At 47.7% G+C, this 24,821-nt stretch carries 22 protein-coding genes; 14 read left to right on the plus strand and 8 right to left on the minus strand.

Annotated features, from left to right (window positions below; all coding sequences use genetic code 11):
- Positions 1-5 precede the first annotated feature (5 nt).
- Both H6570_14220 and H6570_14225 read left to right on the plus strand, forming a co-directional pair.
- Complete coding sequence (locus H6570_14220; protein ID MCB9320434.1) at positions 6-200, plus strand: hypothetical protein; 195 nt, start codon at positions 6-8, stop codon at positions 198-200.
- Complete coding sequence (locus H6570_14225) at positions 193-1,236, plus strand: ferric reductase-like transmembrane domain-containing protein (GenBank protein ID MCB9320435.1); 1,044 nt, start codon at positions 193-195, stop codon at positions 1,234-1,236. Before H6570_14220 ends, H6570_14225 begins: the two co-directional genes overlap by 8 nt.
- A 43-nt stretch (positions 1,237-1,279) precedes the next feature.
- On the opposite strand, the gene H6570_14230 is transcribed toward H6570_14225, so the two are convergent.
- Together H6570_14230 and H6570_14235 are read right to left on the minus strand one after the other, a co-directional pair.
- On the minus strand, positions 1,280-2,221 hold the full coding sequence (locus H6570_14230) for a DUF1080 domain-containing protein (GenBank protein ID MCB9320436.1): 942 nt from the start codon (positions 2,219-2,221) through the stop codon (positions 1,280-1,282).
- Positions 2,222-2,268: 47 nt separating this feature from the next.
- Positions 2,269-5,154, minus strand: coding sequence for a family 78 glycoside hydrolase catalytic domain (locus tag H6570_14235; GenBank protein ID MCB9320437.1), 2,886 nt, complete (start codon positions 5,152-5,154; stop codon positions 2,269-2,271).
- Positions 5,155-5,381: 227 nt separating this feature from the next.
- Between H6570_14235 and H6570_14240 the strand changes: the two genes are divergently transcribed.
- The 3 genes from H6570_14240 (at position 5,382) to H6570_14250 (ending at position 7,450) form a co-directional block, all read left to right on the plus strand.
- Complete coding sequence (locus H6570_14240) at positions 5,382-6,395, plus strand: YncE family protein (protein ID MCB9320438.1); 1,014 nt, start codon at positions 5,382-5,384, stop codon at positions 6,393-6,395.
- 182 nt (positions 6,396-6,577) lie between these two features.
- Positions 6,578-7,036, plus strand: coding sequence for a PepSY-like domain-containing protein (locus H6570_14245; protein MCB9320439.1), 459 nt, complete (start codon positions 6,578-6,580; stop codon positions 7,034-7,036).
- A gap of 66 nt (positions 7,037-7,102) precedes the next feature.
- Positions 7,103-7,450 (plus strand): hypothetical protein, encoded by a 348-nt coding sequence (locus H6570_14250; GenBank protein ID MCB9320440.1) that lies wholly within the window; start codon positions 7,103-7,105, stop codon positions 7,448-7,450.
- Between the two features lie 55 nt (positions 7,451-7,505).
- On the opposite strand, the gene H6570_14255 is transcribed toward H6570_14250, so the two are convergent.
- From H6570_14255 to H6570_14265, 3 genes are all read right to left on the minus strand, one after another.
- The gene (locus H6570_14255; GenBank protein MCB9320441.1) at positions 7,506-8,624 is read right to left on the minus strand and encodes a DUF5009 domain-containing protein; all 1,119 of its coding nucleotides are present in this window, start codon (positions 8,622-8,624) and stop codon (positions 7,506-7,508) included.
- 79 nt (positions 8,625-8,703) lie between these two features.
- On the minus strand, positions 8,704-9,471 hold the full coding sequence (locus H6570_14260; GenBank protein MCB9320442.1) for an SDR family oxidoreductase: 768 nt from the start codon (positions 9,469-9,471) through the stop codon (positions 8,704-8,706).
- A gap of 32 nt (positions 9,472-9,503) precedes the next feature.
- A complete protein-coding gene (locus H6570_14265) occupies positions 9,504-10,481 on the minus strand; it encodes an SDR family NAD(P)-dependent oxidoreductase (protein ID MCB9320443.1) in 978 nt (325 codons plus the stop codon).
- 160 nt (positions 10,482-10,641) lie between these two features.
- On the opposite strand from H6570_14265, the gene H6570_14270 reads away from it, so the two are divergent.
- The 4 genes from H6570_14270 to H6570_14285 all read left to right on the plus strand — a co-directional run bounded on the left by H6570_14270 (position 10,642) and on the right by H6570_14285 (position 15,462).
- Entirely contained in the window at positions 10,642-11,064 is a 423-nt protein-coding gene (locus tag H6570_14270; GenBank protein ID MCB9320444.1) for a hypothetical protein, read from the plus strand.
- Positions 11,065-11,151: 87 nt separating this feature from the next.
- On the plus strand, positions 11,152-11,592 hold the full coding sequence (locus H6570_14275; protein ID MCB9320445.1) for a hypothetical protein: 441 nt from the start codon (positions 11,152-11,154) through the stop codon (positions 11,590-11,592).
- Between the two features lie 224 nt (positions 11,593-11,816).
- A complete protein-coding gene (locus tag H6570_14280; GenBank protein ID MCB9320446.1) occupies positions 11,817-12,938 on the plus strand; it encodes a T9SS type A sorting domain-containing protein in 1,122 nt (373 codons plus the stop codon).
- A 109-nt stretch (positions 12,939-13,047) separates the two neighbouring features.
- Positions 13,048-15,462 carry a TonB-dependent receptor gene (locus H6570_14285; protein ID MCB9320447.1) on the plus strand — a complete coding sequence of 805 codons (2,415 nt, stop codon included), beginning with the start codon at positions 13,048-13,050 and terminating at the stop codon, positions 15,460-15,462.
- A gap of 327 nt (positions 15,463-15,789) precedes the next feature.
- Here H6570_14285 and H6570_14290 read toward each other — a convergent pair whose 3' ends face one another.
- Entirely contained in the window at positions 15,790-17,451 is a 1,662-nt protein-coding gene (locus tag H6570_14290) for a sulfatase (GenBank protein ID MCB9320448.1), read from the minus strand.
- 239 nt (positions 17,452-17,690) lie between these two features.
- Between H6570_14290 and H6570_14295 the strand changes: the two genes are divergently transcribed.
- Complete coding sequence (locus H6570_14295; GenBank protein MCB9320449.1) at positions 17,691-18,911, plus strand: VCBS repeat-containing protein; 1,221 nt, start codon at positions 17,691-17,693, stop codon at positions 18,909-18,911.
- A gap of 100 nt (positions 18,912-19,011) precedes the next feature.
- Here H6570_14295 and msrA (H6570_14300) read toward each other — a convergent pair whose 3' ends face one another.
- Together msrA (H6570_14300) and msrA (H6570_14305) are read right to left on the minus strand one after the other, a co-directional pair.
- A complete protein-coding gene (msrA, locus tag H6570_14300; protein MCB9320450.1) occupies positions 19,012-19,551 on the minus strand; it encodes a peptide-methionine (S)-S-oxide reductase MsrA in 540 nt (179 codons plus the stop codon).
- A 284-nt stretch (positions 19,552-19,835) separates the two neighbouring features.
- On the minus strand, positions 19,836-20,504 hold the full coding sequence (gene msrA / locus H6570_14305) for a peptide-methionine (S)-S-oxide reductase MsrA (GenBank protein ID MCB9320451.1): 669 nt from the start codon (positions 20,502-20,504) through the stop codon (positions 19,836-19,838).
- A 446-nt stretch (positions 20,505-20,950) separates the two neighbouring features.
- On the opposite strand from msrA (H6570_14305), the gene H6570_14310 reads away from it, so the two are divergent.
- From H6570_14310 to H6570_14325, 4 genes are all read left to right on the plus strand, one after another.
- Positions 20,951-21,640 (plus strand): DUF1295 domain-containing protein, encoded by a 690-nt coding sequence (locus H6570_14310; protein MCB9320452.1) that lies wholly within the window; start codon positions 20,951-20,953, stop codon positions 21,638-21,640.
- Between the two features lie 134 nt (positions 21,641-21,774).
- Positions 21,775-22,968 carry an alpha/beta hydrolase gene (locus tag H6570_14315; protein MCB9320453.1) on the plus strand — a complete coding sequence of 398 codons (1,194 nt, stop codon included), beginning with the start codon at positions 21,775-21,777 and terminating at the stop codon, positions 22,966-22,968.
- Between the two features lie 92 nt (positions 22,969-23,060).
- Entirely contained in the window at positions 23,061-23,591 is a 531-nt protein-coding gene (locus H6570_14320; GenBank protein ID MCB9320454.1) for a VanZ family protein, read from the plus strand.
- Positions 23,592-23,884: 293 nt separating this feature from the next.
- Positions 23,885-24,817, plus strand: coding sequence for an alpha/beta hydrolase (locus H6570_14325; GenBank protein ID MCB9320455.1), 933 nt, complete (start codon positions 23,885-23,887; stop codon positions 24,815-24,817).
- Positions 24,818-24,821: the final 4 nt, after the last annotated feature.

Here is a 24,821-nt window from a genome sequence, read left to right on the forward strand (position 1 = left end):
ACCGTATGAAACAGGATTTGCAGCGATACCACCGGCGGATCTGGATTGGATTGGTTGTGATACTGCCGGCACTGGTTACGCTGGCCGTCCTGGTAATACCGCGCCCAGTCGTCCAGGACAAATTATTTCAACCACCGGCAAAAGACCACGTCCTGCCTGATCAGAATTCCGAAACACCCCCAAAGATCCAGAATGGCTAACCACTACCTCCCCGTACAATGGAATACCCAGAAAAGGAAGTACGATGCGATCCTCGTATCTTTTATCGTAGGATATCTGAGCCTCTTCCTGGTGGCACAATGGTATTATTTTCCCAATGGCACCCTTGAGACCTGGATTATCCGGGCAACGGGAACGCTGGCATTTCTGATGCTCAACATTGTCCTCTCCATAGGTCCGTTATGCCGGATCAATGCCCGTTTTTTACCGTTGTTGTACAATCGGCGGCATTTGGGTGTCGCTACCTTTGTGATCGGCTTGGTTCATGGTGTGTTTAATCTCATCCAGTTTCACAGTCTTGGGAATGTTGGCATTATCGAGTCTCTATTCACTTCGAATGTATCTTATGGGTCGCTGACCGATTTCCCGTTTCAGGTCCTGGGTTTTGTTGCCCTGGTCATTCTGATGCTGATGGCTGTAACCAGCCATGATTTTTGGTTGGCGAATCTGGAACCAGGCGCCTGGAAGCGTATCCATATGGCGGTGTACATCGCTTACGGTTTACTGGTCATGCATGTGGCTTTAGGCCTGTTACAGAATCATCAAAGCTGGCTCTGGATCGTATTATTGACCATATTAACCTTATCGGTTACCATACTGCATCTGGTCGCGGCCCATAAGAGTCGCCGGGAAATGCAGCTGAATGACCGGAAAATGACGGAATGGGTCCCGGTCGGCCCTGCAACATCCATCCCGGACCTGCGTGCCCGTATCATTCATTGCAATGGAGAATCCATCGCCGTCTTCAGAGACGGGAACCACATTGCTGCCGTGAGCAATGTATGCCGGCATCAGCACGGTCCGCTGGGGGAAGGCAAGATCGTAGACGGGTACATCACCTGCCCCTGGCACGGATATCAATATTATCCACACAATGGTCAATCACCTCCGCCTTATACCGAAAAGATCGAAACGTACCGCGTCAAAATTGAAGATGGAATGGTGTATGTAAATCCCGATGGATTGCCTCCCGGGACAGCATGTGATCCGGTCTCCTTCCAGTCAATTTCAGAATGAATCACTTCCCGGTCGTTTTGACCTTTCACCAGTCATGACTTAGCTATTCCAGCACCTCGGCTGGTATCCGTTCGATTGGCTGGATACGCACATTACGGAAATAGACCTCAGCACCTTCGGACTGCAGTTGGATCTTGCCTCCGGTCAAAGGTGTGAAGGTTCCATCATCGTCCTGCCTGGAATGGTACAGCACCATATTGACCACGTGGTTCACCATATGAACAGCCGTATCCCCATGACAATAGAGATCAATCGTATTCCAGGCACCAATTGAATTTTCCGCATCAGCTCTTTTGATGCAATGTCTGCCAACCGGGGTGCCATTCTGAAATGTCAGCAAATCTGCCGAGGGATCCCAGATATAACTGGAACTATCCACCTGCCTGGCCGGAATGTCCATGACAGCGCCGGCACAGCCCCAATAATCACCTACATCGCCTTCCTGAATCTGGAACTCCTGTGATCTCATCCAGAAGCCATAATCTGCCCCCTGCTCACCGACGGCATGGTATAGCAAGCCGCTGTCACGTTTATCTTTTTCCTTGGGGGGCCATTTTTTACGACCCCATTTGAATTGCAATTGCAGATGGTAGTTACTGAAAGTTTCCTGACTGGTCAGCGCTCCCCAGTCCTGTCCCGAGATACGGATCACCTGCTCGCGGTTTTCATTAACCACCGAGAAAACCCGGTCCGGATCGTTATTCAAACCAATAGGCTCTTTATGCATCGAGCTCACGGAATCACCAATCCGATGCCCCAGGTAAGTATCCCAGCCGGACAAATCCTTCCCATTGAAGAGCTCTCGCCAACCTGTATCGCTGTTTTTCGGATGACAGGAAGCCAGTATCAGTGCGATAGCCGCCAGGTAATACACCAACTTGAAAGAAGGAGTAAACCTGGGGCATGTTCGTGAATCAATTGTTTGAAGATCTAAAATCAAGGCTTTTATATTGTTGCCAGTTGACAATCGGTACTTTTTGCTCATCTTCAATCCATTTAGGATTCAGCATAAAACATAATCCATTCCGCAGGTTATAGCTTGCGGAAGGCTTCCTCAATCATTTTCAATCGTGCTTCGGAAAAAAGATCCGGAGCATATTTACCCAGGTCACCGAGGGAGAGGTCCATCATCTGACCTATCTGCAGGTCGGTAGCACCATTCAGCTCCGGGATATTTTTCAATACCACTGCTTTGGCAGCGTCGTCCTTCCAGATGTCCCGGACTTTGGATTGCAAATCAAATTTACCGGCTTTTACTCCGGCCCACCCTACCCGGTAATGGTAGGTTCCCGACCCCAGGTTTTTCATATCACTTTTGCCGTCCCCATGAGGGATATACAGTGTCGCGGTGGTATTTGCCGGTATCGTAACTTCCAGTTCCAGGGTGTCGCCCATGATCTGCCAGGATGATGCGAGCTTACCATAGAGGGTCTCCAGTTCAGCCTGGGCATAGGTTAGCACTCCATTCGGTTGCGGTCTCAGGATGGTGTGTTTGTAGCCCGGATTGGCCGGATCTTCATTGATGCCGGTAATATTCCGGTACATCCAGTCACCGATCGCTCCATAGGCATAGTGATTGTAAGAGTTCATCGAGGGCACCTGGAAGGTTCCATCGGGTTTGATACCGTCCCAGCGCTCCCAGATCGTGGTTGCTCCCATGGTCACCGGATACAACCAGGAAGGATAGGTCTGCTGCATTAACAGGGCATAGGCCACATCACTGTGCCCGAAGCGCGACAATACATGACACAGGTAAGGGGTACCCAGAAATCCGGTGGTCAGGTGGGTGCTGTAGCTGTTGATGTTTTCGACCAATCGATCCACTGCCTGCTGCCGCATATTTTCCGGCAACATATCAAACTGTAATGCCAGCACGTAGGCGGTCTGGGTGCCCGAGACCAGCCGGCCCGATCCGGTCACGTATTCCTTCATAAATGCTGCTTTAATGCGTTTCAGGAGATCCTGGTAATGAGGAATATCTTCTGTTTTACCCAGGACCTGAGCAGCATTCAGCACCAGCTGCGTGGAATGTGCAAAGAAGCATTGGGCGATCAGATATTTATCGGTTACTGCCGAACGGCCATCGTTATCATCAAATGGCCGGTAAAACAACCAGTCACCAAAGTGAAATCCTTTATTCCACAGATCTTCGGTACTGGCATTCTCCATATAGCCGACCCATGCCTTCATGCTGCCATATTGATTTTCCAGGATCCGGATATCCCGGTAGGCCAGGTACATATTCCAGGGGATGATGGTCGCCACATCGGCCCATCCGGCCGATCCACCTGCATTCTCACCCAGTACATTCGGAACTACGAACGGTACACTACCGCTGGAACTCTGGTCGGCGGTCACATCCTGCAGCCATTTGTAAAAGAAATTATGTACGTCGCGGTTGAAGGCCGCCGTCGCGGAAAAAGCCTGTGCATCCCCGGTCCAGCCCAGTCGCTCATCACGCTGGGGACAGTCGGTGGGCACATCCAGGAAATTACCCTGCTGGCCCCATTGAATATTGTGCTGCAATTGATTGATGAGCGGATCATTGGTTACGAACGTGCCGGTCTTTTCCATATCCGAATACATCGCTATGGCAGTGAAGTTCTCCCGCTTGAGCTCTCCAGGATAACCTTCTACCTTGATGTAACGGAAGCCCTGGAAGGTGAAATGCGGTTCCAGGACCTCTTCTCCCCCACCTTTCAGAATGAACTCGTTCGTTTGTTTGGCAGCCCGCAGGTTGTCCGTATAAAAATTACCTTCTTTATCCAGCACTTCGGCGTGGTAGATACGGATGGTGTCACCAGCCTTGCCATTCACTTTCAACTGGACCCACCCAACCAGGTTCTGGCCAAAATCAATGACATGATCTCCTTCCGGGGTCATCACCACATCCACCGGTTGCAGATGTTCGTGTTTACGGACAGGCTCGTTGTAGGTGGAAATCAGTTGATCATAACTCAGGTCTTTCACCATGGCAGGCAACCATTGCGAAGCATCAAAGCCAACCTTATTCCAGCCCATAGGCTCCTTCCCGGCATCATAAGTTTCTCCATTGTAAATCTCGGCATAAACAATGCCTCCGGTACGACTCGTCCAGGAACCGTCCGACGCAATCGTTGCCTTGCTACCATCACTGTAGGTGACTTCCAGCTGGAAGAGTAAAGCCAGCTCCTTACCATAAAAGCCATCCTGCGAAGCCCATCCGATGATGCCCCGATACCAGCCATTCCCCAGGCGCACACCGATGGCATTGCCTCCTTTCTGAAGCAGGGAGGTTACGTCATAAGCCTGGTATTGCAGGCGTTTGTTGTAACTCGTCCATCCGGGCGTGAGGTAGGCATCACCGACGCGCTGACCGTTGATGAAGGCCTCGTACAATCCATGTGAGGTGATGTAAGCTGTAGCCGAGGTAATGGTTTTATTGGTATTAAACTCTTTACGAAAATAGGGACTGGGCCTTTCTCCGTCTGTCTCGGGGAATCCTTGTCCGATCCATTTGGCCTGCCAGTCCGACTGTTTCAGCATACCCATCTGCCAGCTGTTTACAGGGCTCCATTCGGAAACATTGCCCAGGTTATCCCATACCCGCACCTGCCACAGATAGCGCTGGTTGGTCACCAGTTCCGGCCCCCCATACGTCACGAAAACCGACTGGTCCGAAGTCACTTTTCCACTGGTCCAAAGCAATTTTTTGCCGCGCAATAATTGCTTTTCGTCGGTGGCAACACGGACCTCATAAGCCGTCTGGACCACATCTTTGCTGGTCGTACTCAATTGCCAGCTGAATCGGGGATGCATTTCTCCCATCCCGATGGGATTGATTTTGTCTTCCACTTTTTGCTGGATGACAGAAACCTGGGTAATACCTATAAAGGGCAGCAGAAGTAGCCCTAAAACAAAAAGTTTCAGATGTCGCATAACCGGAATTGTTTAGCCTCGTAAGTTAAGGAAATGACCTGTGAATTACTGGCTTCCAGACCGGTAATCTGACCAGAGGTATAATCTAATCCAAATCCAATGTATTTGGACTCTGCCCTGCCATTCACAAGGAATCACTGAGGACGGGCGAATGACAGGGGCTGGTAAGAAGGTTTTGCTTTGGTGACCCCATGCGCCTCCGGACATCTTTATAGAAATGACTGTATATGTACCATAAATTATTCGTGTTGATCCTGATCTTACAGCAGATCAATTGTAATAATACACCACAAAAAACTACCTCATCCTCATTTCAGGTCACCCGCCGAATAACTTTGGATGGCGATGGATTCTGGGATTACCTGGTCGTCGATGATGCCACAAACCGACTGTATGTCTCACATGGTACCCGGGTTCATGTGGTAGATCTGAATACCGGCAAACAGGCAGGTCTGATCACTCCGGTGCGAGGAGTACATGGAGTCGCTCTGGTTCCGGCTTTGCACAAAGGCTATATTTCCTGTGGCCGAAGCAATTCGGTGGTGATTTTTAACCCGGAAACCTTCGAACTTCTGGACAGCATAATGACCACTGGGGATAACCCGGATGCCATCCTGTACGATGCCTATTCAAAACATATCCTGACGATGAACCACAGCGGTGATAATGCTACCGTCATCGATCCGGTCACCGATGAGGTGGTCGGGACCATCGAATTACCCGGGTCACCGGAGGCTGTGGTAACGGACGGAGCAGGCACCATCTATGTTAATATTGAAGACAAAAGCCTGATTGCTAAAATCGATGTAAAGAAAATGGAGGTGACCGCCACCTGGCCGCTGGAGCCCGGGGAAGAACCAACCGGTCTGGTATTGGATTCTGCAAATCACCGGCTTTTTGCTTCTTGTGATAAGTTGATGGTTGTAGTGGATGCCGGTACCGGACACGTGCTTCAGACGCTGCCTATCGGGGACCACGCGGATGGTGTTGCCTACGACCCGGACCTTCACCTGGCTTTCAGCTCGAACGGTGAAGGTACCCTCACCGTGGTTGATGCCTCCGGTGGTACGTGTCAAGTTCTGCAAAATTTCCCTACCCAGACAGGAGCCCGCACCATTGCCCTGAATAAGCAGACACACAGGCTTTATGTCCCTACGTCAGAACTTGAGGAAACACCAGGGACCAATGGCCGTCGTGCCGCTAAACCGGGGACGTTTGTCGTTCTGGAAATAGCTCTCTGAGGTCCGGTAAGCCTTAATCTACAATCCCAAGTGCTTTGGTTTGATTCCTTGACCAACAAACAGGCGGTCTCTTCCTTTTAGCAATACAAAATGACTTTTGGTGACACCGCTCCAGAATTATTCCAGAATTCAACTTCAATTTTGTTTGTGGATAGGGCATTATTTAACCAAAAACACGAATCATGAAACACTTATTAGTTATCAGCGCAATTTGTTTAGGTATAGGGACAAATTCATTCGGACAAAATTCCAACACACCTATTGCTGTTCAAAATGCAATTAAAACCAAATTTCAGGATGCACGGAAGGTCAAGTGGGAACTGGAAAAAGAAGGAGAATGGGAGGCAAACTTCCATCAAGCCGGACATGAAATGTCTGCATTGTTTAATACATCAGGCACCTGGCTGGAAACTGAAATGGAAATCAGGAAAGATGACCTTCCTATGGCAATAAAAAATGCAATTTCCAATCAATTTAAAGGGTACTCCATAGATGAAGCTGCAAAGATCAACGCCTCGGATGGTACAACCAGCTACGAAGCAGAGCTGGAAAAAGGAGAAAGCAATATCGAGGTTTTGTTTAGTGCCGACGGCCATGTCACCAGCCAAAAAATGATCGACGAGAAAGAAAACAAAAGCTAATTCAAGAGTACGGCTACACCAGTTATCCTTTTGGAGGGCTGGTGTAGCTTTTGTAATTTCATTTTTATGCGCAAAAGTCGTATTGACATAAATATCCGGCAAATTAACCCGTACTCCTATCTTGTTTTTACTTTGCTTTGTTCCTGCAGCGTTCTGCTTCCTGGGCAGAATTTACCCTATTATCTGGATGCTGCTTTACACAGTAATCCAGTGGTTCAACAAAACATTAACCTCTCCTACATAGCCCGCCTGGATGCCGAGAAAGCCCAATCCGTACTTAATAAGCCGGAAATCACAACGACCGGTAATTTATTATTCGCCCCTTTGATTAAAGGCGTCGGATACGATGAAGCAATAACAAACGGCGCACTGTATAGCGCTCAAATCAATGCCAACATTCCACTTTTTTTCTGACATCCTAACTACCTCCGCTGTACCCGCTGGAGGGAGAAAATGACTAAGTAAAAACTTACACCTTTAGAAACCATTGGTGTCTGTACAACACATATAAAAAGCACCACACCAATCCCAGCGCTCCCAGAGATTGCCATACTTCGTGCCATGGCTCGGCGCTGAATTTGTACAATCCTTCAAAGAGCAATCGTGAGGTATATCCAAAATCAATAAACCGGTAGGCCAGGTAAATGGTCAGTGAATTGAGCCCGATCACCCGGAAGAAAAGGGACCATTTCTGGTTGTTCCATACATCGATCACCAGATAAAACAGCGTCAGGGCCAGGAAGCTCATTCCGCCAGTAAGTAAGATGAATGAACTGGACCATAGATGCTTGCTTACCGGGAAATGCAGGCTCCACAACAAGCCGGCAGCAACCAATCCAATTCCTGTCAAGGTCAATCGTCCCATTTTAAAGCCCTGGGTATGATCCGACCGCAGCACATCACCCGCGAAAGCTCCCAACATGGTCAGGCAAAGCGCGGGAAATTGAGTGAGAATACCCAGCTCGTCATAAGTCCCCTGCAACAACCGGCCAGGCAGAAAAGTACGATCGAACCATCCAATCAGGTTACCCTCGAAACTAAGATCACCGGCGCCGTATCCGGGAACAGGGATCAGAAATAATACAGCATAATACATGAGAAGAATACCGGCAATCCACAGGATCCTTCCCCGCTTGCTGAAATTGAGGTACAAAACGGTGGTGATGAACCCGGCAAATCCTATCCTTCCCAATACACTTACAAACCGGATCTGGGAGGGCTCCAGGAATGGCACCGGCGCGTTCTTGTACAGGATTCCCAAGCCGATCAGGATTACCATGCGGATAGCGGCTTTTCGATAAAGCTGTGACTTGGTCTTGGTCCGGCTACTGGTGCTGTTCAGTGAAAAAGCCAGCGAAACACCGGCGACAAACAGGAAGAGGGGGAAAATAAAATCGTAAAATGTGAAGCCAACCCATGCCGGGTGCTCAAATTGTGCAGCCAGACCATTTATCCAGCCGATATCCGTCTTTCCTCCCAGCCGTTCGATAAAACTGCCGGCTCCGGCGATCATCAGCATGTCAAATCCACGCAGGGCATCGATGGAAGCCCGGCGGTTGGAGGAAGGGGTATTTATGTCCATTGGCATCTATTAACGATTTTTCATTTCGCCGGAATCAAATCAACAACCTTCAACATTCAACCTTCAACATTCAACATTTCTATTATCACCTCCCCATCCATCCACCATCCACAGTCACGATCGTACCACTCATATAATCCGAGGCCGCAGAAGCAAGGAAAACTACCGGACCCTTAAAGTCTTCCGGGGTTCCCCAGCGCCCGGCAGGTATCCGGGCCAGAATGGAAGCATTGCGCGTTTCGTCGCGGACGATAGGATCGGTCAGCTCGGTAGCGACATACCCGGGAGCAATTGCATTGACTTGAACACCCTTCCCGGCCCATTCATTGGACAAAGCCATGGTCAACTGGCCGATAGCTCCCTTTGAAGCCGCATATCCCGGTACCAGGATCCCACCCTGAAAGGTCAGCAGGGATGCCGTAAAGATGATCTTGCCATAACCCCGCTGGATCATTTCTTTCCCAAATTCACGGCTGAGGATGAACTGCGCATTGAGATTGACTTCAATGACAGCATCCCAGTACGAATCCGGATGTTCGGCAGCCGGTTTGCGCTGCGTGGTTCCCGCATTATTCACCAATACATCCGGTATCCCATGGTCTGCTTTCACCTGATGGATCAATGCATACAGGGCCTTCCGGTCGCTGATATCGCAGGCATAGGCAAAGAAATTTCTGCCGAGGGCGCTAACCGCCTGCTCTATTCTTGATACCTGCCGTTCCAGGGTTGCTGAAACACCAATGATGTCTGCTCCGGCTTCCGCCAGCGCTTCTGCCATGGCAAAGCCTATCCCCCGCTTGCATCCGGTCACCAGCGCAGTTTTGCCAACGAGTTTAAATTGATCCAATACCATTTTTACCGGCTGATGTGGTGTCGCATGATTTGCTAGATCTCATATGAAACACCGGTTAGTCTTTCACTTATTTCCCACATTCGTTTGGCAGCTTCTTCATCGTAAGCCGTATTCGCAGCTTTTGTTTCTACCGGATATCCTTTCTTGTCCTGATCAGGACCATAATAGCCACCGGATTGCACATTTGGGTCCGTCAGGGCATACAATGGTGATAAGGCACCGATCGACGCCGGCTGACCCAACATTCGCCCAATGAATTTCATGATACCTTCCATGTTCCTGTCCGCCCATCCCGTTTTGCATACCCCCGGATGTGCGGCCAGCGAAATGGCAGAGCTACCGGCTTTATCAAAACGGCGACTCAGCTCAAAGGCAAATAGCAGATTAGCCAGTTTGCTTTGTTTATACGCCGCCCATCGATCGTATTTATGCTGACTCATCAGGTCATCCCAGTTGATCTTTCCGGAAGTATGCATCCGGCTCCCCACGGTCACGACCCGACTATTTGGCGTATGAACCAATACATCCAATAGTCGTCCGGTCAACGCAAAATGCCCCAGGTGATTGATGCCAAACTGAGCTTCAAATCCATCGCTGGTCTCACTGCGTTTAGCCGCAATAAGTCCGCCATTGTTTAACAAGCCATCCAATCTTTGGTGGTTCTTTTTAAATTCGGAAGCAAAGGAGGAAATCGAATTCAGGTCTCCCAAATCCAGAGTGATGCTTTCTACAGATGCATTCGGTGCGGATTGAAGTATCAAATTACGAGCCTGCTGCGCCCGTCCGGCATCCCGGCATGCCAAAACGACCAACGCGCCGTTTTCAGCTAAAGCCAGGGCTGATTCATAGCCGATTCCACTGTTTGCTCCCGTAATAATAAAAGTTTTACCTGCTAAATCAGGTAGTGATGTTTTGGTCCAGTATTCCAATGGCAATTGGTTTTTTAAAGGGTTATAAATATGTATTCTATTCCTGGATATAAGAACGGAAGGCCGGATAGCCCATCGCATTTCTGGACAATCAATGACCAGTTTCCAATCCTTTTCTAAAGGTAGAAAACTCAACCACTTTTCCCCATTCTGAACCAAAATGTGTCACGCATATGATGGAGAACATTGACAGTGGCCCTACCAGCAAGTAATATTGACGGTACCTAAAATTCATGATACCATGACATGGAAATACAACCTCCTTGGCCTGTTGCAACTAGTAGTGGCGCTGGGAGCTATCCCTGCGGGACTGGCCCTGATTATCTACCCGGACGGCGCAGCGGTAGGTATGTCAACGACCTTATTGAGTCAGGCACCTTTTAAGGATTTCCTCATCCCAGGTTTATTCCTGTTAATCGGTAATGGCCTGTCCAATGGCTTCGGAGGCATGCTGGCTTTTCTCCACCGGCCGGTAGCCGGAACCCTGGGCTTGCTGCTGGGCGTCTTTTTAATGGCATGGGTTCTCATTCAGGTTTATTTTATTGGCTACCTGTCCTTCTTGCAGCCCTTGATGTTTGGACTGGGTGTAATCATCAGTGGATTGGGATGGTTAATCGTGCGCAGTAAAGAAGGACAAAAAGCAGCCTCCCATTTGCCAATATAATTCCAAGCCAAGGATTTCAGGAACTGGATCGTTTAGGATTTCATTGCAATTCAGTCTATATTAATTTCAATAAAAAAACGAATTGAAATGAAAATCCTGATCCCATTCCTATGCGGTGGGCTGCTAACTACACCCATCTTTGGTCAAACTACCCCGGAAGATTTGATCAAAAAATTCTTTGCGGAATACGAATCATCCGGAGCCAAACCCGCACTGGATCATTTATACGGAATCAATAAATGGATCGCCCTGAATCAGGATGCTATTGAAAATGTAAAAACCCAATTGGCGGGTATCCATGATATCGTAGGTGACTATTACGGTCATGAATTCATCACGAAACAATCCGCTGGTGAAAGCTTTCATCTTTTTTCCTATCTCGTGAAATACGACCGGCAGCCGGTGCGCTTTACCTTTGAATTTTACAAACCGAAAGATCAGTGGACCCTGTTTAGTTTTTCTTTTGATGAAAGCGTCAATGAAGAACTGGAAGAAGCCGCAAAATTGCAGAATTTACCCAGGCAATAACCCGCAATGACAGCACGAAACCAATCTTCCATGATCGTAAATTCCCTCATTTACATCCGGCAATCCCTGAGAATGGCCAAAATAGGCCGTGAGTGTCACCTCATTTCGCTCCTTGATCCAGAAGCTCCTGATCGATCGACTCCCGGACAGCGAGACGTGAATTTCCGAAACTTCAAAAGGTAAAAAGATTAATTTCAGGGATTCGAAACCTCAAAACCAAATCCATGTCGCGATTAGGAATCTTTTTGCTGGTCATCATTTCATGTTCTGGTCTTAGCGGTCAAATCACCGTAACCCAGGACATTTTTCCTCAGGTTGGCGACACGCTGCATTATGCAGTTGATGACCAGCCAGTGAATATCATCATGACACCTCCGGATTTTGCACCGCAAAACTGGGACTTCAGCGGTTTAAAGCAGGCATCTTCCTTTGATATCATCATGGAAGATGCTCAAACAGGACCGGAGTTTCCAACATTTCCTGGTGCACAATTGGTTTATACCCTGGGGGCAGACCGTACCTACCTGGAAGTTAATGGCCAAAATGTTACCGAATTAGGTTTTGTTGGAGATCCGGCCGGTCTGGGCGTCCGGCTGAATTCTGTCTATTACCCCAGCTATATTCAGATGCGTGCGCCGGTTCAATTCTTCGATTTAGCTGCGACCAGCACGGGTTTCTTAACAGCTTTTCCGACTGGGATTTTACCGGGTGCCAGTCAATTACCTTTTATTGCCGACTCTTTACGCATCCGCATGTCAACATCCCGCCTGGATGCTATCGATGCTTTTGGTAATCTGACCATTCCCGGCGGCACGTTTGAGGTATTACGGGAAAAAAGAACACGCTATAGGGAGCAACGTATCGACGGCAAAATAGCTCCCCTGGGGTGGCTTGATGTAACTGACCTGACGCTCACGTATTACCCTACAGCATACCTGGGCGTTGACACCCTCGTCACCTATTATTTCTGGAGCAATCAGAGCAAAGAACCCATTGCGATCTGTTTCACCGACAATTCCCAGTTGCGGGTGGTCAAGGTGCAATACAAGAACATCCAGGCCTCGACTACGGCCCTGAAAAAGGAAGAATTGGCGATACCGGTATCCGTTTATCCCAATCCTGCCGGAGAGGTACTGCACCTCCGCACCGGTGACCTTGCCCTGGACAATTACCGGTTATCGGTGTACGACCTGCTTGGTCGCGAAATCGTGCATAAGGAATATGATCAGCTCTCCGGGCATGCAGATCTGACCGTCCGGATGGATGCATGGACATCGGGTACTTATTTCTGTACCCTGTCCAATACGCACGGACTCATCGGTCGAACACGATTTATGAAGGAGTGATTTAGTTCATTTCCTGAGAGATCCATAGACCATAATTCCAATCTTTATTGGTTTTCCTATGTTTACCCTCTTATAATTCCATTTTCGGATTAAGTAAATCGTTTATTGGATGTCTTTAAAGAGCACTTATCGCCAAATCATTTATTTGCTGTTCTCTATTCCAGCCGGAGTATTCGCCCAGACAGACCTGGTTGAAATTTCAGGGACCACCAAAAACAAATCGACAAATGCACCTCTTCCTTACGTTTACGTGGTTCTAAAACAGTTGCCGGATTCCACCTTCCTGACCGGAACGGTTTCCGATGAAGATGGCTTCTTTGAGTTAGCTTCCGTAAAACCCGGGGAATATATGCTGGAAACATCATTCCTGGGATTCAGAACCGATCAATCCTACCTTTTTGTCGGTAATAATTCCCCCTATCTGGACCTGGGGGTGCTTTTTCTGGAAGAAACAGCCCAGCAATTGGGTGAAGTGGTCGTAACGGCGCAACAGCGAGCCATTGCTTCCACAATGGATAAAAAAACCTACACCCTCGGGGATAATGTCAGTCAAAGCGGTGGCAGCGTATTGCAGTCACTTAGCAATTTACCGGGCATCACCTCACAGGATGGCCAGGTACAATTACGCGGCAGCAACCAGGTCGTATTGTTGATCGATGGAAAACAATCGGCAATCACCGGTTTTGGCAATCAAAAAGGGTTGGAAAACATTCCGGCCTCTGCCGTTGAAAAAATTGAAATCATCAATAACCCTTCCGCCAAATACGATGCAAACGGCAATGCAGGTATCATTAATATCATCTTAAAGAAAGAGGAGCAATTCGGCTGGAATGGCAACGTGGGTCTTAGCGCCGGCCTGGGCGCCCTCTGGATCCGTAAAGAAAATCTCCCGGGTATTCGCCCTCAATACCAAGCAACGCCAAAAGTTAATCCCAGCATTTCTCTGAACTACCGGAAAAACAAAATCAACTTATTCCTGCAGGCCGATAATTTATACACGCACACCCTGAACAAAAATGAATTTGTCACCCGTACCTATGATGACGGAACCGTCATCAACCAGCAATTAAAACGCAACCGCAATACCAATTTTTTCACTTCGAAAATTGGTTTCGATTGGTTTGCCGATGAACGTAACCGGTTGACCGTTGCCGGACTATTCAGCCAGGAGTCCATCATGGATCGTGGAGATCAGCCATTTTTCAATGCTGCCGGAGAACGCCTCCGATTGTGGCAATTTCTGGAAGATGAAGTGCTGACAGCGGCAGTCGCTTCCTTTTCTTATGAACACCAATTCAACCATCCCGGGCAGAAGCTGAATCTTGGTTTCAACTACACCTTTGACCGGGAAGACGAAAAGTATTTTTTCGATAACACCTTACTCGATGCCATTTATAAAGAGTCTTTTTTCCTGATAGCCGATCAGCAGGTAGCCGATTTCAATCTGGATTTTACCAAACCCCTTCGGCACGGATTACTGGAAACAGGCTTTAAATTTCGGCGCAGGACCATACCCACCAACATGCAGTTTAATCCAAGTGTAAATTCCCCACTCGATCCGGACGCCGATGGTAAAGCGACCTATAAGGAGACCATTCCCGCTATTTATGGTAATTACACTTATCAGGTAAAAAAATTGGAGGCAGAGGTAGGGTTACGCATTGAATACGTTGACCTGTATTATGAAGTGGATCCAAATCACAATACCTACCGGAGCGATGGATACGATTATTTCCAACCATTTCCCAATATCCGCCTGACATATAATTTAAGTGAACGGGATAAACTGTCTGCATTCTATAACCGCCGTGTGGATCGTCCGGATGAAGTGGACATCCGCATTTTTCCCAAGTACGATGACGCAGAGATCATTAAAGTTGGCAACCCAGGCCTGAAGCCACAATTCACCAACAGCCTGGAACTTGGTTATAAAAACATCTGGAATGCCGGCTCCATATACGGAGCTGTTTATCACCGCATGGCTGATGGTACCATTACCCGCATCGCCACCACAGCAGACAATGGCACCCTGATTTACGCCATCACGCAAAATGCCGGTAAGAGTCACCAGACCGGTATCGAATTGGTGGTGACCCGGGAGGTTTCTGACCAGTTGACGATCAATCTGAATGCCAATGGTTACCGGAATCAAATCGATGCATTTACCGTGGTCAACGAATATCCGGTCCCCAATACCTTCAGCGCCAGCGAACAGAAAATCATTTCAGGTAATCTGAAAATGAATGCGACACTTCAATTCGTGAATCTGACCAATCTTCAGATTACTGCTGTTTATCTGGCCCCGGACATCATTCCCCAGGGGAGGATAGCTGCACGTTTCTCTCTGGATATGGGCCTGAAACGTGGTATTCAGAATGGGAAAGGAGCGTTGTTCCTTAATGCCACCGACCTACTGAACACCATGCTCATCTCCAAGGAAATCGATGGTAACACCTTCAACTATATCAGCACGGATTACTACGAGACTCAGGTCATCCGGGTTGGGTACCAGTATAAATTCTGAGCACTTTAGTTATTACCAAATGTGCAAATATTCAAGGGAGGCACGGTATTTTTTCAATTCAACATTCAACATTCAACCTTCAACATTGAGCCTACTCCGGAAAGTCAATTTCAATAAACCTAATGTCATTTCGACTGTAGGCGAAGAATGAGCCGAAACGGAGAAATCTAAAAATTGTGATTATTAGATATTTATATATTTCATGTTCAAATAGATCTCTCCACTCGACGCTTTAAGGCGTCTCGGTCGACCTGCCCGTCTGTTCAGGCGGGGATGACATCGGTTTTTCGCTTTTCCGGAGTGCATTCAACATTCAACACTAAAAATTTATTTCCCCTTCTCCCCTTCCGCCGGCATCTGACTAAATGCCTTCTGCAATTCCGCCGGGGTCAGCTTCCAGTATTCGATAGCTGGGTTCTGTTTAACTTTTTCATTGTATTCATCGATGAAGTGCTGATTCAGAGAATCGCTGTCATGATATTGGGTGCGCAAGTCCTCCAGTTGCTGATGGAGCTCTTTTTTAATCGCATCGTATGCCGGATCGTTGTACACATTATGCATTTCCTCCGGATCCTTCTCCAGGTCGTACAACTCCCATTCGTCGATGTCGTAGTACATGTGGATCAGCTTGTATTTATCCGTGGTGATGCCGTAATGGCGCATCACATTATGCTCGGAAGGGTGTTCGTAATAATGATAATAGTGGCCGGTACGCCAGTCTGCCGGCATCTCGCCTTTTAACACCGGCACCAGGCTCCGGCCTTGCATATCCGATGGAATGGGCGTGCCCGCTATATCCAGAAATGTCTCACCGAAGTCCAGGTTGCTAACCATGGCATCACTGACCGAGCCAGGCTTGGTGACGCCTGGCCAGCTAAACAGTAGCGGCGTGCGCAGGGATTCCTTATACATCCAGCGTTTGTCAAACCAGCCATGCTCACCCAGGTAAAAACCCTGATCCGAGGAATAAACGACAATGGTATTTTTATCCAGTCCGGTCTCTTTCAGGTAGTCCAGCACCCGCCCCACGCTCTTGTCGACGGCAGCTATACAGGCCAGATAATCACGCATGTAGCGCTGATACTTGTAGCGAACCAGGTCATCACCTTTCAAATTCGATTCTTTATAGGCGTCGTAAATCGGCTTATAGATCTTATCCCATGCTGCCCGTTGTGCATCCGTCAACCCGGGCCACGGTTGGTCGGTCAGCTTGAGATCCTGCTCCATCCGCATGGTCTTGTCGATGGTCATGTTATTCAGTGCAGCGGCATGCCGGTCTCCGGAATAATCATCAAACAGTGTTTCAGGTTCAGGGAAGGTGACTCCTTCGTATTTTCCCAGCTCGTCAGGCCCTGGCTGCCAGTTACGATGAGGCGCTTTATGCCACATCATCACCATAAAGGGCTGTGTGGAATCTTTGACACTGCCCAGCCAGTTGATCGTTTTGTCGGTAATGATGTCGGTCGTATAACCTTCCATCTCATATTGACCCTGCTGGTTGATAAACTCAGGATTATAGTACCGGCCCTGACCAGGCAAAATATCGTAATAGTCAAAACCGGTCGGGGTCCCACCCAGGTGAAGCTTGCCGATCACCGCCGTCTTATACCCGGCTTTCTGCAATTCTTTTGCATACGTATTCTGGGAAAAATCGAAATGTGACCCAAAGGTATTATCCACAAACCCATTCATGTGGCTGTATTTCCCGGAGAGAATGGTCGCCCGGGACGGGCCGCACAGTGAATTGGTTACCATACAGCGCTTGAACAGCATGCCCTGCTTGGCAATCCGGTCAATATTTGGTGTTGGCGCCAGATCTGCCAGTGCACCACCATAGGCGCTAATTGCCTGATAAGCATGGTCATCCGCCATGATAAACAGGATGTTGGGACGCTGAGGAGTTTGATCTGCAGCCGGAGAACTGCACTTAATAAACGACAAGGTCAGGATAAATAAAATTCCACCTGACAGAATGTTCTGACGGATCATAAGGTAAATGTTAATTCGCGTAATGATAAGATTGCGGTCTTCATAACCAATGCAGGAAATTACAAATAATTGAATTGTTTTCTGAAAAAGTGGTTCATATCGGTTCTAATGAACAGTTAGATGTTTCCTTGAATAGCCTTGTCACGTTATTTTCCCGCTATGGTAGATGTGTTTAACCGGAAGTTTAATACGGTTCCAGTGTTAATTGGTTAATTTAGGCATCCAAGGTTTGCCAATTCATGAAAAAGGAATTACTGATTTTTCTCACTACCCTGATCCCTGCCATCAGCTCGCTGCAAGCTCAGATCAACCATTGGACACATTTCACCATCGACCGGCCTTTGCCTGGTGACGGATGGGGAACTTCAGGCCCGGGTCTCGGCGATTTTGACCACGACGGGGACCTGGATGTAGCCATAACCCGACGTACCGTTAAAGCCATCTACTGGTACCAATACTTCAACGACTCTACCTGGATTCCGCATATCCTGTCCCTGGTCACCGATGATGTGGTGACTGCTCTTGGTTGCGCTGTCCTGGATGTAGACCACGATGGAGACCCGGATTTTGTCAACAATAAAGTATGGTTTGAAAATCCGGGCGATCTGAATGAAAACCCCGATCACATTTGGGCATTCCATCCGTATGGAGGTGGCGGTCATGACATCGTGGCTGCCGACATCAATGGCGACGGCTGGAGCGACATTGTTGCAGATAATGGCAAATACTGGTACGATACTTCTGACAGTTTACGACCGCATAAGATCTACGATGATCTGGATTTTCACGGTGCCATTGCCCCGCACGGCTTTGCAGACATCGACGGTGACCAGGACCTGGATCTGGTTGTTCCTGGCTACTGGCTGGAGAATACGGGCGATGGAACCGGCCTGTGGAAACGCCATCCCTGGCCCCATCTGGGCGTTGAAAATGCCTCTTACGGGACCAGCATGCGGGTGTGGGTGATCGACCTGGACCGGGATGGAGATCCGGACATCGTCTACAGCGACTGCGATACCGGGTGGTCCCATGTCTACTGGGTCGAAAATCAGGGCCAGGGCAAAAATTGGATTCGCCACCGATTACCGGATCCACCGGTGGCTCCCGGCGATGTGCCCGGCACCGGATCCTTCCACTCACTGGGAGTGGCTGATTTCGACCAGGATGGCGACTGGGATATTTTCGCCGGAGAACAGGAGGACGCGGACGATTACATGGTGAAGGACGGCAAGGTTGCCATGAAACCTCAAGGCCTGAAAGAGCGCGGCGTCATCTGGGAAAACCGGGGAGGTACCGATACACTGGATTTTGAACCCGTAGTGATCCACATCGGTAATCCTGGTTGGCACGATGTAACCCTGGGGGATGTGGACGGAGACGGCGACATCGATATTGTCAGTAAAGTATGGCATGCCGACACCCCTGTCTACCATGCCGATTTTTGGCGCAACGACCATTGATGGACAGATAAACTGATCAAATAAGACCGGCAAAAGATAAATCGATGACCCGATCCAATGATTCGACCCGGCATTGATTCCCTAAACAGCGCATTTAACCTTATGCCTGCTCTTTCAGCCGGTCGGCATACTTATCCCGGAGTTTTTTGATTTTTGGATCGATCACCACCCGGCAGTAGCCCGCATAGGAATTGTTGTTGTAGTAGTTCTGGTGGTATTTTTCAGCGGGATAAAATTGTTCCAGCGGAACCAGCTCTGTTACAATCGGCTGCGGAAACACGGCTTTTAGCTCATTCAGAACATGTTCTGCAGTTGCCTTTTGGACGTCATCGTGATATAAAATGATCGAGCGGTATTGGGTGCCCTGGTCTGCTCCCTGCCGGTTAAGTGTTGTCGGATCATGACTGGTCATGAAGATGGTGATCAGGTCCTGGTAACTGATCTCATCGGTATTAAAGGTCACCTGGATGACTTCAGCGTGTCCGGTAGCTCCCGAGCACACCGAACGATAATCTGGATTGATCATGGTCCCTCCGGCATACCCTGACACGACGGACTCAACGCCTTTCAGGCGCTGGATGACCGCTTCGACACACCAGAAACAACCACCTCCAAAGGTGGCAACCTCTTTATTACTCATGATTTACTATTTGTCTTATAATGAACGACCATGCTGTAATTACGCTGCAATAAACGAAATGGAGCGCTTTCCATGTTGACATCTCCCTAACGATCATCATGCTTCCGCCACTACTTGGATTCCGCCCGACGCTGCGGTCAGCATAAAAGTGTAAAAAAGCAATCGTCACCCCGAGCGGATTCGAGGGGTCTCATTCCGGCCTGCCCGACCACCGGCGGGCTCATCCTTAACCTTCAGCACCTGAAACGCAACCTTCAACCTTCAACATTCAACCTTCAACATTTCTAAGGATGACCCTCTTTGAGCAGCTGCGGGAATTTCTCCTTAAATCGCTCCAGCCTGGGCACCGACACACCCCGCACATAAGGCTGGTTGGGATGTAGTTTCTCGTAGTTCTGGTGATACTCTTCTGCCACCCAGAATTTTTCAAAAGGCTTCACCTCCGCGGCAACTTTTTGGGGTGCCAACTCTTTATTGAGCGCAGCAATTTTATCCTCAATGATCTGCTTTTCTACGGGGTTCTGGTAAAAAATGATGGACCGGTACTGCGAGCCGTGATCGGGTCCCTGCCCATTGGCCTGGGTCACATTTTGCGATCCGAAATACACATCAACGAGTGTTGGGAAGTCAACCACCGTCGAGTCGTAATAAATCATCACCGACTCGGCATGCCCCGTCGTACCGGTGTTGGAATCTTCGTAAGTCGGATATTCTTTATGTCCTCCCGCATACCCGGAAACCGATTCTTCTACGCCTTTGACGCTTTCGTAGACCGCCTCAACACACCAGAAGCAGCCGGAAGCAAAATAAGCGGTTTTCAGCCCGGGCTTGGTAGGCTCGTAGTGATAACTGCTGACAAAGTGCTTTCCTTGTTCCTGTTTTCCCTGCTGACTGAAGCAACCGGTAAAAGGGATCAGGAGGGCTAGTGACAGGATAAAAGAGGATCTAGGCATACTTGCACATTTAGAACGGTTAAAACAATGATTATACAACAATACGTCGAAATAACAAACGAACGCTCAAATTGGTCGACAGGGTCAGGTAATAACTTCAAATTTGTCGTCTGCCAAACCAAAATATACTAAGCCCGGACAACCAGAACAAACTGATAACCGGGCATCAGATGATCGCAATGGAGGTCACCAAATTGCAAAAAAGGTACTCTAAATTCGTCCGCCTACACAGCAGCAGGAGACACTTTAGTTTGATTTTTGGAACCAAATGAACATTTCGCAGTCTTATTGAAAAATTCGTGGGTATCCCTAGACGTCACGAAATACAACCATAAAATTCATGGACAAAATAAACTAACTTGGAACATTCGACTCCTTCGGATAACCGGATTCCGGTCTCTCGTCCCGGTATCCATTAAAGCAGCTGGACAAAAAAAACAACCATCATGGAACTGTATGGGCAAAATAACAGCAGTATCCCGCAAAAAATAACCATTCATATTCTGGAGATCTTCCTCCTCTGGCTATCCTTCTGGATCCTTTTCCAAAGTGGCGGATCCTGGATTGAAAATGCACTGCACATTCACAATTCAACACAGCACAACGAACGGCGAATAATCCTATTTGCCTTTAGCGTAATAACTTTTTTTCGGTTTGCATACATGATGATCAAATTATTAAAACGAGCAATTCCATGGGAAGAAAGCTTCAGTGTTCCATTTGCATTTGCTTTATACTTTGTGGGATTTTCGCTCTTTATCCTGCCAACCTCTATGCCTTTTGATTTTATGGACGGCTTTGGTGTAATCCTGTTTATTTTCGGAGGTGTTCTGAACACCGGTAGTGAAATATTACGTAACAAATGGAAAAAAATCCCGGAGAACAAAGGAAAAATTTATACAGAAGGTCTTTTCAGGTACTCCCGGCACATCAATTATTTCGGTGATTTGCTTTGGGTAAGTGCATATGCCATTATCACCCGGAATTGGTATTCAGTAAGCATTCCCATTTTCCTCTTTTGCCTGTTCGCCTTTTATAACGCACCAATGCTTGATAAGTATCTTAAAGAAAAGTACGGAAAGGACTATGACGCTTACGCGGCTAAAACAAAAATGCTAATACCATTTATTTATTAATAAGGCAAAACCAAACTCATTGAAAGCCGAATGATAGGAGGGTTTATTCAACCAGCTGAATCACAGATCGGCAGAGGAGGAGGGAATGGTAATATTTCACAGGATTTTTCTACCAGGGATAAACGAAAATAGAGATGATAAGAATTGTGGGTTCAGTAGTGCTGCTGATTGTTTTGTTGAGGTGTACAAGTACCCCCTCAGTCAATGTAGCAGTCACCGATAAGGCCACCTTGGTAAATGAATTAAAAATCGGAACCGTATATGTTTTTCATTCCACATCCTTACAGGAAGAACGGCCCATCATCATTGCCTTACCCGATGGTTACGACACCTCCCGGGCCACTTACCCGGTCCTGTACCTGACCGACGGGTTGCAAAATATCTGGCATGTCATGGGCACCATCGAAGTCCTGGCACGCACGGGCAGTATCCCTCCCCTGATCGTGGTGGGCATTCAGAGTACCAATCGTATGCGGGACTTTACCATGACCGGCAGTCCGGATCATCCGGGGAGCGGAGGCGGGCATCAATTCCTGGCATTTATCGAAACGGAATTAATACCATATGTCGATTCCACCTACCGGACCAATCCATTCCAAGTACTGGAAGGCCATTCTCTTGGTGGATTATTTGCCGCTTCTGTATTTATTGAAGACCCCGCGCTTTTTGACGGTATAATCGTCATGAGCCCGTCCATGTGGTGGAATCACGAGGAACTGACCGATAAAGCTGGGCAATTTTTAAATGATCATCCGCATTTAGACAATGTCCTCTTCTTTGGAATCGGCATGGGCGAGTCCGGTTCCGAATTCGGAATGCGCAAAGAGCTTAAAAATTTTGTTGATGTGATAGCTCTCAAGAAACCCGCCGGCTTGCGCTATGAACGAAAAGAAATGGAGGATGAAGGCCATATGTCCTCTACCCTGTTGTCCAATTACTACGGCTTAAAATTTGTTTTCTCCGACATGGCATTCCCCGACTCCCTGCTCTTAAATTATTCGGACGAATCTTTTTTAATTCATGAAAACCGCATCATGTCGAAATATGGTAGTGCGGCGAAGCAATCGGCAGAGTCCTATGTGAGCCTAGCTGTACAACTGAGCGGTCAGGAACGTTATTCGGGAGCGAGCACCGTGTTAAAGCGCAGCGTTGAGGCGTATCCCTACGATGTAGGCCTGATGAACTTACTGGCAAATACCTACGAGTTGGATGGCAGGATTGAGGATGCCATCACCACCTACCAACAAGCTCTCAGCGTATCCAGGAAATACAACTACCTCCGTGAAGAGGAATTTCAGCAACAAATTGATCGACTGAAAAACAGATAGAAGATCCACTAAGCACATAAAATGGTAATTTCCACCGCCAATACATACAACTGGATTTTAGCAGTGCATGATCGGTTCATAATGCAATAGGCATGAGGAATAAAGAACTAAATTCACGGGTGACCACAGCCTTGCTGATAATTTATTTATTGATCACTTTCTGGATCATTGTGCTGAAAATGAATGTACCCATGACTTACAAGGCGGATGCTAAGATCATCAACCTGATACCCTATCAGGCATCGACCATCCTGAATGGATCCGTCTCCTATGCTGAGATCCTGTTAAACGTCTTGATCTTTATCCCCTTTGGATTGTATGCAAATCCCTTATTCCGGTCATCGTCTATTTTCCAAAAAGTCGGTCTGTTTTTTTTCTTGAGTCTCCTTTTCGAATTAACTCAATATTTTCTCGGGATCGGTGCCCTGGACTCCACCGACATCCTCAACAACACCTTTGGCGGCATCATTGGTTTGTGGATCTATCGTGGGATCGAAAAAATCATCCCCGACCAACTGAAAGCACAAAAGCTGGTCAATCTGATCGGAGGGGCAGGTACTGCCATCCTTCTGGCATTTGTGCTCTACCTTAAGATAAATCATCTGTGGATCTTCAGGATGTAGCATTTTCTCCAGCCAGGACTCCACGGCAACCAAGGAATACGACATCCATCAACTGAAGCAGATCTTCTTTGATTTCTCCCTTTTTCCGCTTTTAGAGATGCCACTGGATACTAGCGCTTTTTGTATCTTAATCGAGAACGAACTACAGGACCTGTGTATGTCATTAATCCACAGACCAAAATGCTTCAATCCCCAATGTGGGAACGAGATCTGCAGACGCCAACAATTAACCCGGAAAACAATTGCCGAAGGTATTGACCTGAACATCACTACATATCAATAAAATGGAATCTATGAAATTCATAAAACACCTATTAACAGTCTTCTCTGCAACATTGGTAATGTTCATTAACGCTTATGGTCATGCCCAGACTTTAGATTCCATAAAATACAAATATGGATTTCTCTATTATCATGAGTACGGCAAGAATAACCTTCCACCGGTAATCATTTTGACCGGTGGACCGGGGAATTCATATACCCAACTCGAAGAGATGGCAAAGTCAATGAGCACCAAATTCAGGGGTATTTTAGTTGAGCAACGAGGCACAGGCCGCTCCATTCCGGATCCTTTTAATTCAAAAACAGTCAATGTAAATTCCGTAACCAGCGACATCAAGCTTTTAATGGAAAACCTCCATCTTGACCAGGCGATTATTGTTGGTCATTCCTGGGGAGGAATGCTGGCCATGAATTTCGCGGCTACATTTCCAGATCAGGTGTCGCACCTGGTTCTGCTGGCTCCCGGCCCGCATAAAGATGCAAGAAATGGGTTTTCCGTATTGTTTACGAACCGCACGCATACCAGAAGTGCTGAGGAAGAACAGCGTTTGAGTTATCTGAATGAACGCACCGCTAAAAACAAGGCCGATGATTCAGAAATTTTAGAATCGAAAAAGTTAGCCCGCCGGGCTTACGTTTATGAGAACCCTGTTCCCGATGACTTATTCAAATTGATCAACTCGGAAAGAAATAGCAAAACAGAGCAGCTATTAATTAAAGACATCTACGATAATTTTGACGTATCGGAGACATTAAAGAATTTTAAAGGCCCGATTGATATCATTTCTGGCAGGCAGGATGTTGTCGGATTTTTTTCCTATGAAGTAAAAATTGACTTTCCCCATGCGAATTTGCACTGGATCAACCGATGCGGGCATTTTCCAATGTACGAGCAGGCATCAGAATTTTACACTATTTTATATGAAATTTTAGATTCAAAGTGAAATC

Source organism: Lewinellaceae bacterium (assembly GCA_020636135.1).
In the GTDB taxonomy this organism is placed as follows: Bacteria; Bacteroidota; Bacteroidia; order Chitinophagales; family Saprospiraceae; genus JAGQXC01.